Annotated in this window: 13 protein-coding genes; 11 read left to right on the forward strand and 2 right to left on the reverse strand. The window is 32.7% G+C overall.

Annotated features, from left to right (window positions below; genetic code table 11):
• Positions 1-47: 47 nt before the first annotated feature.
• Genes BLV37_RS08025 through BLV37_RS08040 form a run of 4 tightly spaced genes read left to right on the forward strand, consistent with a single transcriptional unit; the run spans position 48 to position 3,630 of the window.
• Positions 48-1,376 carry a CoA-disulfide reductase gene (locus tag BLV37_RS08025; RefSeq protein WP_176967923.1) on the forward strand — a complete coding sequence of 443 codons (1,329 nt, stop codon included), beginning with the start codon at positions 48-50 and terminating at the stop codon, positions 1,374-1,376.
• Positions 1,377-1,380: 4 nt separating this feature from the next.
• Positions 1,381-2,136 (forward strand): CoA transferase subunit A, encoded by a 756-nt coding sequence (locus BLV37_RS08030; protein ID WP_091729770.1) that lies wholly within the window; start codon positions 1,381-1,383, stop codon positions 2,134-2,136.
• A gap of 19 nt (positions 2,137-2,155) precedes the next feature.
• Positions 2,156-2,872 carry a CoA-transferase subunit beta gene (locus BLV37_RS08035; protein ID WP_091729772.1) on the forward strand — a complete coding sequence of 239 codons (717 nt, stop codon included), beginning with the start codon at positions 2,156-2,158 and terminating at the stop codon, positions 2,870-2,872.
• Between the two features lie 2 nt (positions 2,873-2,874).
• The gene (locus BLV37_RS08040; RefSeq protein WP_091729775.1) at positions 2,875-3,630 is read left to right on the forward strand and encodes a fumarylacetoacetate hydrolase family protein; all 756 of its coding nucleotides are present in this window, start codon (positions 2,875-2,877) and stop codon (positions 3,628-3,630) included.
• Positions 3,631-3,682: 52 nt separating this feature from the next.
• Here the strand turns inward: BLV37_RS08040 and BLV37_RS08045 are convergent, their stop codons facing one another.
• Positions 3,683-4,510, reverse strand: a complete 828-nt coding sequence (locus tag BLV37_RS08045; protein ID WP_091729778.1) for an ABC transporter permease subunit — start codon at positions 4,508-4,510, stop codon at positions 3,683-3,685.
• Complete coding sequence (locus BLV37_RS08050; RefSeq protein WP_091729780.1) at positions 4,497-5,276, reverse strand: ABC transporter ATP-binding protein; 780 nt, start codon at positions 5,274-5,276, stop codon at positions 4,497-4,499. Before BLV37_RS08050 ends, BLV37_RS08045 begins: the two co-directional genes overlap by 14 nt.
• A 152-nt stretch (positions 5,277-5,428) precedes the next feature.
• Between BLV37_RS08050 and BLV37_RS08055 the strand changes: the two genes are divergently transcribed.
• The 7 genes from BLV37_RS08055 to BLV37_RS08085 form a co-directional block, all read left to right on the forward strand.
• A complete protein-coding gene (locus BLV37_RS08055; RefSeq protein ID WP_091729783.1) occupies positions 5,429-5,692 on the forward strand; it encodes a YciI family protein in 264 nt (87 codons plus the stop codon).
• An 86-nt stretch (positions 5,693-5,778) separates the two neighbouring features.
• Positions 5,779-6,003, forward strand: a complete 225-nt coding sequence (locus tag BLV37_RS08060; protein ID WP_091729785.1) for a glutaredoxin family protein — start codon at positions 5,779-5,781, stop codon at positions 6,001-6,003.
• Between the two features lie 271 nt (positions 6,004-6,274).
• On the forward strand, positions 6,275-8,626 hold the full coding sequence (locus BLV37_RS08065; RefSeq protein ID WP_143031494.1) for a DUF7408 domain-containing protein: 2,352 nt from the start codon (positions 6,275-6,277) through the stop codon (positions 8,624-8,626).
• Positions 8,627-9,556, forward strand: a complete 930-nt coding sequence (locus BLV37_RS08070) for an ABC transporter ATP-binding protein (protein ID WP_091729790.1) — start codon at positions 8,627-8,629, stop codon at positions 9,554-9,556. It abuts the gene before it with no gap.
• A complete protein-coding gene (locus BLV37_RS08075) occupies positions 9,553-10,440 on the forward strand; it encodes an ABC transporter permease (protein WP_091729792.1) in 888 nt (295 codons plus the stop codon). Before BLV37_RS08070 ends, BLV37_RS08075 begins: the two co-directional genes overlap by 4 nt.
• 12 nt (positions 10,441-10,452) lie before the next feature.
• Entirely contained in the window at positions 10,453-12,033 is a 1,581-nt protein-coding gene (locus tag BLV37_RS08080) for a hypothetical protein (RefSeq protein ID WP_091729796.1), read from the forward strand.
• 61 nt (positions 12,034-12,094) lie between these two features.
• Positions 12,095-12,355 (forward strand): transposase (locus BLV37_RS08085; RefSeq protein WP_143031495.1); only part of this gene is annotated, 261 nt, incomplete at its 3' end.

Consider the following 12,355-nt stretch of genomic DNA (forward strand, 5'->3'; position numbering starts at 1 on the left):
GGTAGTTGGTTTTTATTGCTAGACTAGGGATGAAATGGAGGGAAAATATGAAAATAGTAATTGTTGGTGGAGTTGCTGCAGGAATGAGTGCAGCAGCTAAGATTAAAAGGGACAATCCAAGCTTTGAGGTCATCGTTTTAGAAAAGGGGCTTGAAACTTCATATGGGGCTTGCGGGTTACCATATTATATTTCAGATGTAAATCCAGTAGAGGAGTTACTAAGAATTAGAAGAGCAGAGGAATTCATTAAATCAGGTATTGATGTCAGATTAGGAAATGAAGTAATTAAATTAGAGCCTAATAACAAAACCATTACAATACTAGACGAAAATAATAATGAATATATGGAGAGTTATGATATTTGTATAATTGCAACAGGTGCTTCTGCTATAGTCCCAAAGCTTGAAGGCGTAAACCTTAAAAACGTATTTACACTAAAGACTATAGAGGATGCTAATAAGATAAAATCAGCTATAAACGATAAAATTAAAAATGTTGTTATTGTAGGTGGAGGATATATTGGCATAGAATTAGTTGAAACTTTCCACCATTTAGGGAAAAAAATAACCTTGATTGAAAGATTAGATCACATAATGCAATCCTTTGATCCTGACATGAGTGACCATATAAAAACTAGCCTAATCAATCAAGGTGTTGATATTAGATGCTCTGAAACTCTAGTAAAAGTTGAAGGAACAGATTTTGTAAATAGGGTAGTAACTGATAAGGCCATAATTGATGCAGATATGGTGATTCTTGCATTAGGAGTAAGACCTAATACAAGCTTCTTAGAGGGTACAGGAGTTGAAATGCTACAAAATGGCGCAATTGTAGTAGATGAAAGAATGAAGACAAATATTGATTCTATCTATGCCTGTGGTGATTGTGCAACTATATATCATAGAATATTAAAGAAAAATGTATTTATTCCACTTGGAACAAATGCAAACAAGCAGGGCCGATTAGTAGCTAAGTCTATTAAGGGAGAGGATTTTAGATTAGAAGTAGCTTTGGGTAGTGCTATGATGAAGGTCAACAATTTGGAATGTGCAAGAACTGGTTTAAGTGAAGCGGAGGCAAGGAGTAATGGAATAAATTATGGAGTTCATACAATAACTGCACAGACTCATGCACCTTACTATCCAGATTCTAAGGAAATTAGGATTAAGATTGTATATAGAAAACCGGACAAGGTATTGCTTGGGGCACAGCTTATTGGGGAGAAGGATGTGGCTTGGAGAATGAACACCTTAGCCGTTTGTATTCACAATGAAATGACACTAGATGAAATCTCCCTACTAGACTTAGGATACGCACCACCATATTCTATGCCTTGGGATGCCATTCATATAGTAGCACAATCAGTAAAGGAGTAATGTTATGGACAAAATTAGAGATATTAATGAAGTAATTGAAATGATGAAATCTAATGATATTATTGCATTTGGGGGTAATGTACTTCATAGAAGCCCAATACAAGTAGCTTATCACATTGCAAACTCAAATATAAAGGATTTGCATATAGTAAAAACTGCTATGGCTATGGAAATAGATATTTTAGCACTTTCAAAATCAGTTAAAAAAGTTTCAGCAGGATTTATAAGCTATGAAGGTGAGTTTGGATTGTGTAATAATTATAGAAAAGCAGTCCAAGATGGAGAAATCCAAGTTCAAGAGCATGCATGCTATTCTGTAATAGCAGCTTTAAGAGCTGCTATATATGGTATTCCTTTCATGCCAATACGTGGACTTTTGGGTAGTGATTTAGTCCACACCATGGACTACAAAACTGTTGCTGACCCATATACAGGAGAAGAAATAGTTGCCATACAAGCCATAGTTCCTGATTGGGGGATCATTCATGTTCAAAAAGCTGATAGATTTGGGAACTGCGAAATAATAGGGCCTATGTATGAAGATGATATAGTATGTAGAGCTGCTAAAAACACAATTATAACCTGCGAAGAAATTGTTGGAGATGAATATTTTAAGGATAAAAAAGCAGATATTAGCGAAGTGTTTGTTAAGTACGTTGTAGAGCTACCAAAAGGTGCAAGCCCTGGCTATTGTCCTGGATATTATGGATTAGATAAAGAAAAAATAAATAGCTTTAAAAATAAGGGAACCTTAAAGTAAACAAGGAAAGGAGATAGCTATGGAAGATATAAGAATTTCAGATATGATGGTAGTATCCTTGGCAAGATTATTAAAGAATAAAGAAAATGCTTTTCATGGTGTAGCATCAATAATGCCTATGGTTGCTATTATGCTAAGCAGAAAAGTACACAATAAAGAATTAACATATTTAAATATAACTGGTGGAGTAAACATTGAAGATGCAGAATTAACCATATCTACTGATGGAAATAATTTGTTCCAGTCAAGTAAAAGTGTTGTCAAATTAACAGATATATTTGATCTTTCAGCTCGCAATAAATTAGATATAGCTTTCTTAAGCTGTAGCCAGGTAGACCAATATGGAAATATAAACAATTCTGTTATAGGTAATTACCATAATCCTAAGGTTAGATTACCTGGTGGAGCAGGAAGTGCAGTATTGTTACCAACAGCTAAGGAGGCAATTGTCTGGAAATCAAAGCATGATACTAGAAGCTTTGTTGAGAACGTTGACTTTATAACTGCTAAAGGAAATGTTTCTTATGTAGTTACTCCAAAATGTATTTTCAAAAGAGTGGATGGTAAGCTAAAATTGTATGAGCTTTATCCATTTGAAACCTTAGATAGCATAATAGAAAATACTTCATTCAGTATAGACCATGAAGGATTTTCTGTATCGTTACCTCCTACAGGGGAAGAAATGATCGCTTTAAATCAGATAGATCCAGACAGATTAAGAGATAGTGAGCTATAAATATGAAACTAATTAGATTCCAAAAGAAAAAGCAAATACATTATGGTATTTTAGATAATGATGAGGTAACCTTGGTAGATAACTTTAATTCCATGAAGGTATCAAATGAACCAAAGTTAAAGGCAGAAGAAATTAATATTCTTCTACCTGTAAACCCATCAAAAATATTATGCGTTGGATTAAATTATAAAACCCATGCTGAAGAAGTAAATTTAAGTATTTTGAAAGAGCCTGTAATTTTTATGAAGCCTAGAACATCCCTTATAAAATCAAGAGAGAACATTATATATCCTAAGGTTAGCAGTAGAGTCGATTATGAGGGAGAATTAGCAGTAGTAATTAAAAAAACAGGTAAAAATATTACTAAGGATAATGTAAAAGATTATATTTTAGGATATATATGTGTTAATGATGTAACAGCTAGGGACTTACAGCCTCTTGATGGACAATGGATAATTGCTAAAGGTTTTGATACCTTCTTGCCTTGTAGTCAATGGATAGAAACAGAAGTAGATATTAATAAGGCAACAGTAACAACTCTACTAAATGGAGAGATAAAACAGAAAGCCTCATGTAGTGATATGATTTTTTCTGTAGAGGATATTATCATTTATTGCTCTAATTATATGACTCTTGAAGAGGGTGATATTATATTAACGGGTACACCTTCTGGAATAGGTCCAATGAATGTTGGTGATGTAGTCCAAGTTATTATTGATGGTGTTGGTAGCTGTGTAAATAAAATAGTTGCAGAATAATACTAATAAAATCTAGGCTGCTGATAACATTTATTATCAACAGCCTAGATTTTCAATGTCTCCATTTCATAAATTTATTTTCTATTATAGATATCACCTTATACATAAAGGTAGTTAGTATGGCTAGTATGATAACACTCATCATAACTAAGTCTAGCTGAAACACTTGCCCACCATAAACAAGAAGATATCCTAGACCTGCTCTAGATACAATAAACTCACCAACTATTACACCAACCCAGGACATTCCTATATTTACTTTTAAAGTACTTATCATAGAAGGTATGCTTGCAGGGAACACTACTTTTTTTAATATCTGAGTTTTAGTAGCACCAAAGGTTTTTAGCATCTTTATTTTGTCCTCGTCAACCTCTATAAAGCTTCCATAAATATTTAATATGGTTATGACAATAGATATACTAACTGCTGTAACTATAATACCAGAGTAGCCAGCTCCAGCCCAAAGAATTATAATAGGAGCCAAGGCTGTTTTAGGAAGGCTATTTAAAACCACCATGTACGGGTCTAAAACCTTAGCTAAGAACTCTGACCACCACAGGAAAACAGCAATTATTATTCCCAATGCAGTTCCTGCTAAAAAACCTACAATAGTTTCCATTAAGGAAATTCCAATATGTTCAAAAATTGAACCGTTTTTTACATATTTAATAAAAAGCTTAACTATTTTTGAAGGGTTACTAGTTAGAAAAGTATCTATCCATTTAAACTGTGCAGCAAGCTCCCAAAGAACAATTGATAAAACCAATATGGAAATTTGAGTTATGAGGATTGCTTTTTTTCTCTTTTTAACTCTTATTAAGTATTCCTGCTGTTCTTTGGATATACTGCTGTCTATAAATTTTTCTTTATACATGAACATCAAGCTCCTTCCATATTTTATTGAAATAATGTCTAAATTCAGGAGCTTCCCTACATTTCATAGGTGTTCTATTACCATTTGGACAGCTTAGATCAATAGGGACTATTTCTTTTATTGTAGCTGGTCTATTAGACAAAACAACTATTCTATCAGACATAGAAATAGCTTCTGCAATATCATGTGTAACTAATAAAGCAGTCTTCTTCTCTTTTTTAAGAATAGTACCTATTTCATCAGCAATAGCAAGTCTTGTCTGATAGTCAAGAGCGGAAAATGGTTCATCTAATAAAAGGATATCTGGCTTTACAGCTAAGGTCCTAATTAGTGCTACTCTTTGTCTCATTCCTCCAGAAAGCTGTCTAGGGTAATGCATTTTAAAATCAGATAAACCGTAAGTATTAAGAAGGTCTTCAGCAAACTTCCTAGTATCATCATTTACTTTTTTTTGTATTTCTAATCCTATTAATACATTGTCTATAATGTTTCTCCACTCAAAGAGATGGTCCATTTGGAACATATACCCAATGTTTTTGCTAGGACTGTTTACTTCCTTTCCATTGATATAAACAGTACCTTTTGTTGGCTTAAGCAATCCTGCTATTATAGACAGTAATGTAGATTTGCCACAACCACTAGGACCAACAAATCCAACTATTTCACCATTAAAAATATCAAGGCTTATATCTTTTATTGCTACAGTTTCTCCATCTAGAGTGTGGTAATTCATACGAATGTTTTTGATTTCTACTATTTTTTCATTCTTCATCCTTATCGTCTCCTTAAAAAATCTACATATTTTATAGTATTCAATAATGAGGAAGTTGGTGAAGAGTATAATGAAATACTGTGTAGTTTCTCTATTGCGTAAAATTTAAATATATAATACAATAGTTTAAAACTTATAAGGAGCTGAATAGAATGATATTATATGCTGCTATATTAGAAACTATAGACCCTAAGAAGGATGCAGAAATATTAGATGTACATAAGGCTTATCTCCAAAAATATATAGATGAGGGGAAAATATTTGCAAAGGGACCATTTACAGATCATAGTGGAGGGCTTATAATTTACAAGACAGATAGCTTTGAAGAAGCAAAAAAGCTTGCAGAAAATGATCCTGTAGTATTAGAGCAATCTAGAAAACTTACCTTGAAAGAGTGGAGAAGTAATATTGAATAAAAAATAAAAACTTCAAAAAGAGGTTGATTAATTATACCCCTATAGGGTATAATTATATTACAACAACGATCAAGGAGGTTTATGTAATGGCAAATGTAACAATTTTTACTAGCAATACATGTGGATATTGCACATTAGCAAAAGATTATCTAAATGAAAAAGGTGTAAGCTACGAAGAAAAAAACATTCAAACTGATCCATCTGCAAGAAAGGAATTAATGCAAAAAGGATATATGGGAGTTCCAGTAATCATTGTAAATGGTGAAGAAATCGTAGGCTTTGATAAGGCAAGATTAGAACAACTATTATAGAAAATTTATTAAACAAATAAAAAACTAAGCCCTATACGTGAATAATTCATGTATAGGGTTTTGTTTTTTATTACATTATTCTTACAATTCTATTAACTAACTATTTAAAGATGCTAAATATAGTATAATAAAATAGTGTATGGAACAAACAAGAGTTTTTTTCGTTAAATTAGTATTGAAAGATTAGGAGAGTGAGGACACAATGCATAACAGTATAAGGAAAATATTGTTAATATTTTTATCTTTAATAATATTCTCTCTGGGGTTTTCTATGGAAGCCTATGGAGAAGAAGCCTTCGAAGTGAAATCTAATGTAGGCTTTAATGGCTTTTACAAATATGAATATGATACGCCAATAAGCATAGAGATAAAAAATAATCTAAAGGATGTAAAAGGTAAAGTTCAAGTGCTTTTTCAGGTAATATCCTATTCAGGTAAAAAGCTATATGTGGCTCATACTAAAGAGCTAGATATAGCAAAGGGCGCTACAAAGACTGTAACAATGGAAATTAATAATGATAGATACACATCTAAATATGCAATAAGAATTTTAGATAATAATGATAAGGTAATATGGGAGGAAAAAGCCTTATCAATGCCGACACCCAAATCTTCCAATACTTTAGGCATAGGAATATTAAGCGATGATATTGAGTCCCTTAGATATTTAACTCTTATGGCTTTTTCAGATGCAAATAATAGAGGTACATCAAGAAATACTTCCATATGCGAAATAGATAATTTTCCTACAAATCCTAAGCATTTAAACATGCTGGACATGATACTCATAAATAATTATAATACCGAGAATTTAAATAGTGATCAAAAAGAAGCATTAAAGAAATGGATAGAAGATGGAGGGGTCCTTCTAATAGGTACAGGTCCAAATTACAGCAAAACATTAAAGGATTTAGATGACCTAAATTTTGTTAAAATAAATGGGTCTGCTTCAATTACAGAGTTTAATGACATGAAGGACACCTATGGAAGAGTATTCCAGCCTAATATTCCTTTATCTATAATAAATGCAGAGCTAATTGCGGGCAAAGTAGAGCTTAAGGAAGATAATCAGCCAATTATTTTTAGCTCCAATAAAGGCAATGGCAAGGTAATTATATTTGGGTTTGACCTAGGACTAAGTCCCTTTGTAGAATGGGAAGGAAGAGTTAAGTATTTAGAAAAATTTTTAGATGGTAGTACTTCATGGAAATATTCCTTGGATATGGCTGCCAGAAATAGTAACTCTAATAGCAGATACTCTTATTTAAACAGATATTTACCTAAAAGCAAGGTGCCATCTGTTAAAGTAATGATAATTATTTTAATGGCTTTTACACTAGTAGTAGGGCCTATAAACTATATAGTTTTAAAGAAGCTAGATAAAAGGGAGCTTGCTTGGATTACAATACCTTCTTTAGCAGTGCTTGCTTCTTCTATAATACTTTTATGGGGTACGGGAGGCAGCTTTAAAAACCCACTTATGAACAATATTTCTATAATTAGCTTTAATAAAGATATGACCAGTGTTGATATAAACACTTCCTCAGGAGTTATAAGCTTTAAAAATGGAAGTGTAGATATAAAGGGTGGAGAAAATGTGAACATATCAATACCAGCCAATGAAGTAAGAGCAGAATATCTTGAATTTAATGAGGATGATATTGTCCTTGAATATATCCTTAACAAAAACAAGACTATCTCCTTTAAGAAAAGAGGAGTTTGGGATGTTCAACAGGTAACATTTAACGAAAGCAAAAGGCTTGATAATGGAATAATTCAAGAAATTAAATTAAAGGACAATGCTTTAACAGGTGAGATTAAGAACAATTCAGGTCTAGAGTTGAAGGATGCTATTATATTTTATGGGCTTGACTATTATAGAATAGGCGACATTAAAAGTGGAGATGCTAAAAAAATTGATTTTAAGCTCAACACTACAGCTTCATCTAATCAAACTGCTTCAATGTATAGAAAAGACTTTTATCAAGTACTAGATTCTATTTACCCATGGAATAGAGGGCCAAGAACTAATGTGGCTCAAGAAGATATTCTTCCTAATGAAATGAAAAGAGAAATATTAGAAGGTTTTTTCGGTTCAAATACTTATTATGATAATGAAAATAGTGCATTTCTAATAGCATGGAATACAGATAAGCTTTTAAGTGATATAACTGTAAACGGGAAAGCAACAGACCGAATAGATAGAAACTTATTTACTATGCCTATAGAAATAGGTTATGAGCCTGGTGAATTAGTTAATATACCTTATGGGATTTTATCCCTAAAAATATTAGAATTATCAAGCTTACATCTAGATACCTATGATAAAAGCCTTCATGGCCAAGGCTATGTAATAATGTCAGCAAAGCCAGAGGACAATATAGAGCTTGAAAAGATGGATATTAATTTAATTTATGGCAATGTATCCTCAAGTCACAAGGTTTGGATATACAACTATGAAAGGGATGAATGGGAGACTTATAATAGCTTTACCATATCTATAGATATGGATAATAGAGACATCTATTATGATGAAGCATATGGAACTCAGATAAAAATAGAATTGGACGGAAGAGATTACATCCGCATACCTACATTTTCAGTAAAGGGGGTAGCAAAATAGATGATAAGAATAGAAAATTTAACTAAAAAATATGGAAGCTTTACTGCAGTAGATAATCTTTCCTTAGAAATAAAGGAAGGAGAAATATTTGGTTTTGTTGGGCCAAATGGTGCAGGAAAAACTACTACCTTAAAGATGATAGCGACCTTGCTTAAGCCTACCTCTGGAAGCATATATATAAATGATACAGAAATATCTAAGAATATTAAAGAAGCAAGAAACCAAATAGGATACATGCCTGACTTTTTCGGTGTATATGACAATCTAAAGGTTAATGAATATTTAGAGTTTTATGCTGACATAGCAGGACTTAATAAGGAAGAAAAGAAAAAAATGATTGGGGATCTTTTAGACCTAGTAGATTTAACAAATAAAGTAGACTCTTATGTAGACCAATTATCTAGAGGTATGAAGCAAAGACTATGCTTAGCTAGAAGCCTTATCCACAATCCTAGTTTTTTACTCCTAGACGAGCCTGCATCAGGTATGGACCCTAGAGCAAGGGTGCAGATGAAGGATATATTAAGAGAGCTTAGAAAAATGGGAAAGACCATATTAATCAGTTCTCACATATTGCCTGAATTGGCAGAGCTTTGTACTAGTATAGGAATAATAGAGAATGGCGAAATGGTCATAAGTGGTACTGTTGATGAGATAATGAAAAAGGTAACCGGTACACATGGATTACGCATAAAAGTTTTAGATAATATAGAGAAGACAGTAAATTTACTAATGGAAGAGCCTTTAGTATCAAACATATACGAAAATGAAAATATAATTGAATTTAGCTTTGATGGTGGGGAGAGGGAAAGTGCTAATCTTATTAAAAAGCTTGTAGCACAAGATATTCCACTAGCTTCATTTAATCTTCTAGAAAGCAATTTAGAAGAAATATTTATGCAGGTTACGAAAGGAGACGTGGAGCAATGAATCCAGTATTAAAGAAGGAACTAAAGACAAGTATGAGAACTTGGAGAACTCCCGTTATGATGTCCCTTTACGTCTTATTATTATCCTTATTAGTACTTTTAGTATTTGGAGATATGCTTTTTTCTTACAATGATTATAGGGGAATGAGATTAGATACTGTAAAAGAAATGTTTTTTGTATTTACTATTTTTCAGCTATTGCTATTAACATTTATAGTACCTGCTACTACTTCAAACAGTATTTCAGGAGAAAGGGAGAGAAGCACCTTAGATTTGCTTATATGTACTAGAATGTCAAGTATATCAATAATATTAGGGAAGCTATTTTCTTCACTAGCTGAAGTAATACTCCTGTTATTAGTGTCTATACCGGTTATGAGCACATTTTTCATATTTGGTGGAGTTTCCCCGGGAAATATCATCATTATATTTGGGTTTTACTTTGTAACTGCAATACTCTTTGGTAGCATAGGTATATTCATGTCTACATTTTTTAGAAAAACCTCTACATCAACTATAGCTAGCTATGCTATTACGTTATTCCTTTTGGGAGGTACATTTTTTGTAGTATTGTTAACTAGAGCCTTTTATTATTTACCTAGAGGACTTTCTATTACACAATCCTTCCCAATAGTACTATACGCCAATCCTTTTAGCGGACTTGGAGCAATACTTTTTAATATGATGGGTACAGATATATTAAGTGGATTTATTGGTAGGGGAACTGGTGGGAATCCTTTAACACCTTTATATATTAATCTAGGCTTTGATATAGTAGCATCAAGTATTTTACTTTATTTATCATCACTAAAGATTAACCCTATGACTCGATTAGGTGGTAAATCAAAGGTTAAAAAGAAAAGAAAAAATAAAAATTCCAAATAAGGATTGATTCTCATGCTAGATAAGAAATTACTAGAATTATTAAAATCATTAAGAATTAAATATTATTTAAATAGACTTGTAAAATATATATCCTATTCTCTAATATTATTTTCATCAGCTATGTTAATAATCATGATTTTATCTAGGATATTTCCTATTACATTTATTTTGTCGAAAATAGTCATATCCTTAGTCATATCCCTATTGCTAGGGTTTATATGGTCAATAATAAACCGTCCTTCCTATTATGAAACTGCAAGATTAGTAGATTCATTGGGCCTTAAGGAAAGAATCACTACTGCACTAGAGCTAAAGGGAAATAGCTCAAAGCTTGCAGAGCTACAAAAAAAAGATGCGGTAGATAGCTTAAGCAAGAGTGATTTAAAGAAGAGTATTAGCCTCAAGCCTTCTATGAAAATTTTAGCCCCAGTGTTATTACTAATCCTCTCATCTATTTTTGTAGGATTTATTAATACATCTTCATATGAGGAAGGACTAATTAAAGAGAAAAACAAGAATACAATAAAAAATGAAATAGAGAATATTAAGAAAATAGAAAAAAACATCCAAGAAGAAAAGAGATTAACCTTAGAAGAAAAAAAGCAAATAGAGAGTACATTAAAGGAGCTTAAGAAAAACCTTAGTAAATCAGACAATCTAAAGGATATCCAGAAACAAGCCTTAAAGACAAAGAAGGAATTGAAGGATATAGAAAATAGACTTAGGGAAGAAAAAATTAAGGAAATTGCTAAAAAGCTTTCTAATAAGGAGTTTACTAAAGACCTTGCTGAAAGCATAAAGAGTAAGGATGGGGAAGAGCTAGGGGAAAGTATAAAAAAAATGTCTGAAGATATTAAAAATATGAACAGTGAAGAGTTGAAAAATGTGGCACAGGATTTAAATGCACTTTCGGAAGCCTTAAAAGACAATCCTGAGCTTCTAAACGCATTTAATCAAATATCAGATATAGTAGCACAGGGTATAGAAGGAAATATTGACAATGAAAAGTTAGCCAACAGCTTAAACAGCCTAGCTCAATCCTTAGATGGATTAATGAATGATTCTCAGGTTTCAGGAGCCATATCTGAGCTTAATAAAGCATTAGACAACTTAACCGCTGCTACAGGAAAGCCACCACAAAGCTCCAATAGTAATCCTACAGGACAAAATCCATCTGGAAGCGGCAACCAAGGAAGTAATAGTGGAGGAAATCAAGGGGGAAGTGGAGTAGGGCAAGGACAGGGTCAAGGCTCTGGTGCAGGCTCGGGAGCAGGAGAAGGCTCATCACCAGGCAGTGAAAGCTCATCAGGCAGCAGTGGCTCAGGGCAGTCCGGGAAAAAAGAGGGCTCTCAAAAAGAAGTTAAAGACTATGAAAGCATCTTTACACCTAAAAATCTAGGTGGAGATGGAGAAGCTACTCAAGTACACGGAAATGTAAATGATACTGGTGACAAGGATATTATACAGGTAAAGAAATTTGGAGATATGAAGGGAGAGGCAATTCCCTACAATGAGGTACTAAACACATATAAAGAAAATGCATATAAAAGACTAGATACAGAGGAAATACCCCCTAATATGAAGGTGATATGATACCTCCAAAGTAGACAGTCTAATTAATTAAAATTAGATTATCTACTTGGAGGTATTTTTTATGGGGAAGAAATCACAGTATAGTATAGAAACAAAAACTCAAGCATGCAAAGACTATGAGAAAGGTAAAGGTAGTTTTCAAAGCATAGCCGAGGAAATTGGAGTTAATTGGACAACATTAAGAGAATGGTACTTTAAATATAGAGAACATGGGGTCAATGCATTTGATACTACAAAGAGAAACAATTCTTACACTAAGGAGTTTAAACTAGAAGTTATAGAAGAATATATAACTAACAAAGGATCTTATATAGATTTAGCA

The organism is Proteiniborus ethanoligenes (assembly GCF_900107485.1).
Taxonomy (GTDB): domain Bacteria; phylum Bacillota; class Clostridia; order Tissierellales; family Proteiniboraceae; genus Proteiniborus; species Proteiniborus ethanoligenes.

What these genes read in the sequence shown, in the direction of transcription:
- BLV37_RS08025 (WP_176967923.1), top strand. Translation starts at nt 48, where the DNA reads ATGAAAATAGTAATTGTTGGTGGAGTTGCTGCAGGAATGAGTGCAGCA.
- BLV37_RS08030 (WP_091729770.1), top strand. Translation starts at nt 1,381, where the DNA reads ATGGACAAAATTAGAGATATTAATGAAGTAATTGAAATGATGAAATCT.
- BLV37_RS08035 (WP_091729772.1), top strand. Translation starts at nt 2,156, where the DNA reads ATGGAAGATATAAGAATTTCAGATATGATGGTAGTATCCTTGGCAAGA.
- BLV37_RS08040 (WP_091729775.1), top strand. Translation starts at nt 2,875, where the DNA reads ATGAAACTAATTAGATTCCAAAAGAAAAAGCAAATACATTATGGTATT.
- BLV37_RS08045 (WP_091729778.1), bottom strand. Translation starts at nt 4,510, where the DNA reads ATGTTCATGTATAAAGAAAAATTTATAGACAGCAGTATATCCAAAGAA.
- BLV37_RS08050 (WP_091729780.1), bottom strand. Translation starts at nt 5,276, where the DNA reads ATGAAGAATGAAAAAATAGTAGAAATCAAAAACATTCGTATGAATTAC.
- BLV37_RS08055 (WP_091729783.1), top strand. Translation starts at nt 5,429, where the DNA reads ATGATATTATATGCTGCTATATTAGAAACTATAGACCCTAAGAAGGAT.
- BLV37_RS08060 (WP_091729785.1), top strand. Translation starts at nt 5,779, where the DNA reads ATGGCAAATGTAACAATTTTTACTAGCAATACATGTGGATATTGCACA.
- BLV37_RS08065 (WP_143031494.1), top strand. Translation starts at nt 6,275, where the DNA reads ATGGAAGCCTATGGAGAAGAAGCCTTCGAAGTGAAATCTAATGTAGGC.
- BLV37_RS08070 (WP_091729790.1), top strand. Translation starts at nt 8,627, where the DNA reads ATGATAAGAATAGAAAATTTAACTAAAAAATATGGAAGCTTTACTGCA.
- BLV37_RS08075 (WP_091729792.1), top strand. Translation starts at nt 9,553, where the DNA reads ATGAATCCAGTATTAAAGAAGGAACTAAAGACAAGTATGAGAACTTGG.
- BLV37_RS08080 (WP_091729796.1), top strand. Translation starts at nt 10,453, where the DNA reads ATGCTAGATAAGAAATTACTAGAATTATTAAAATCATTAAGAATTAAA.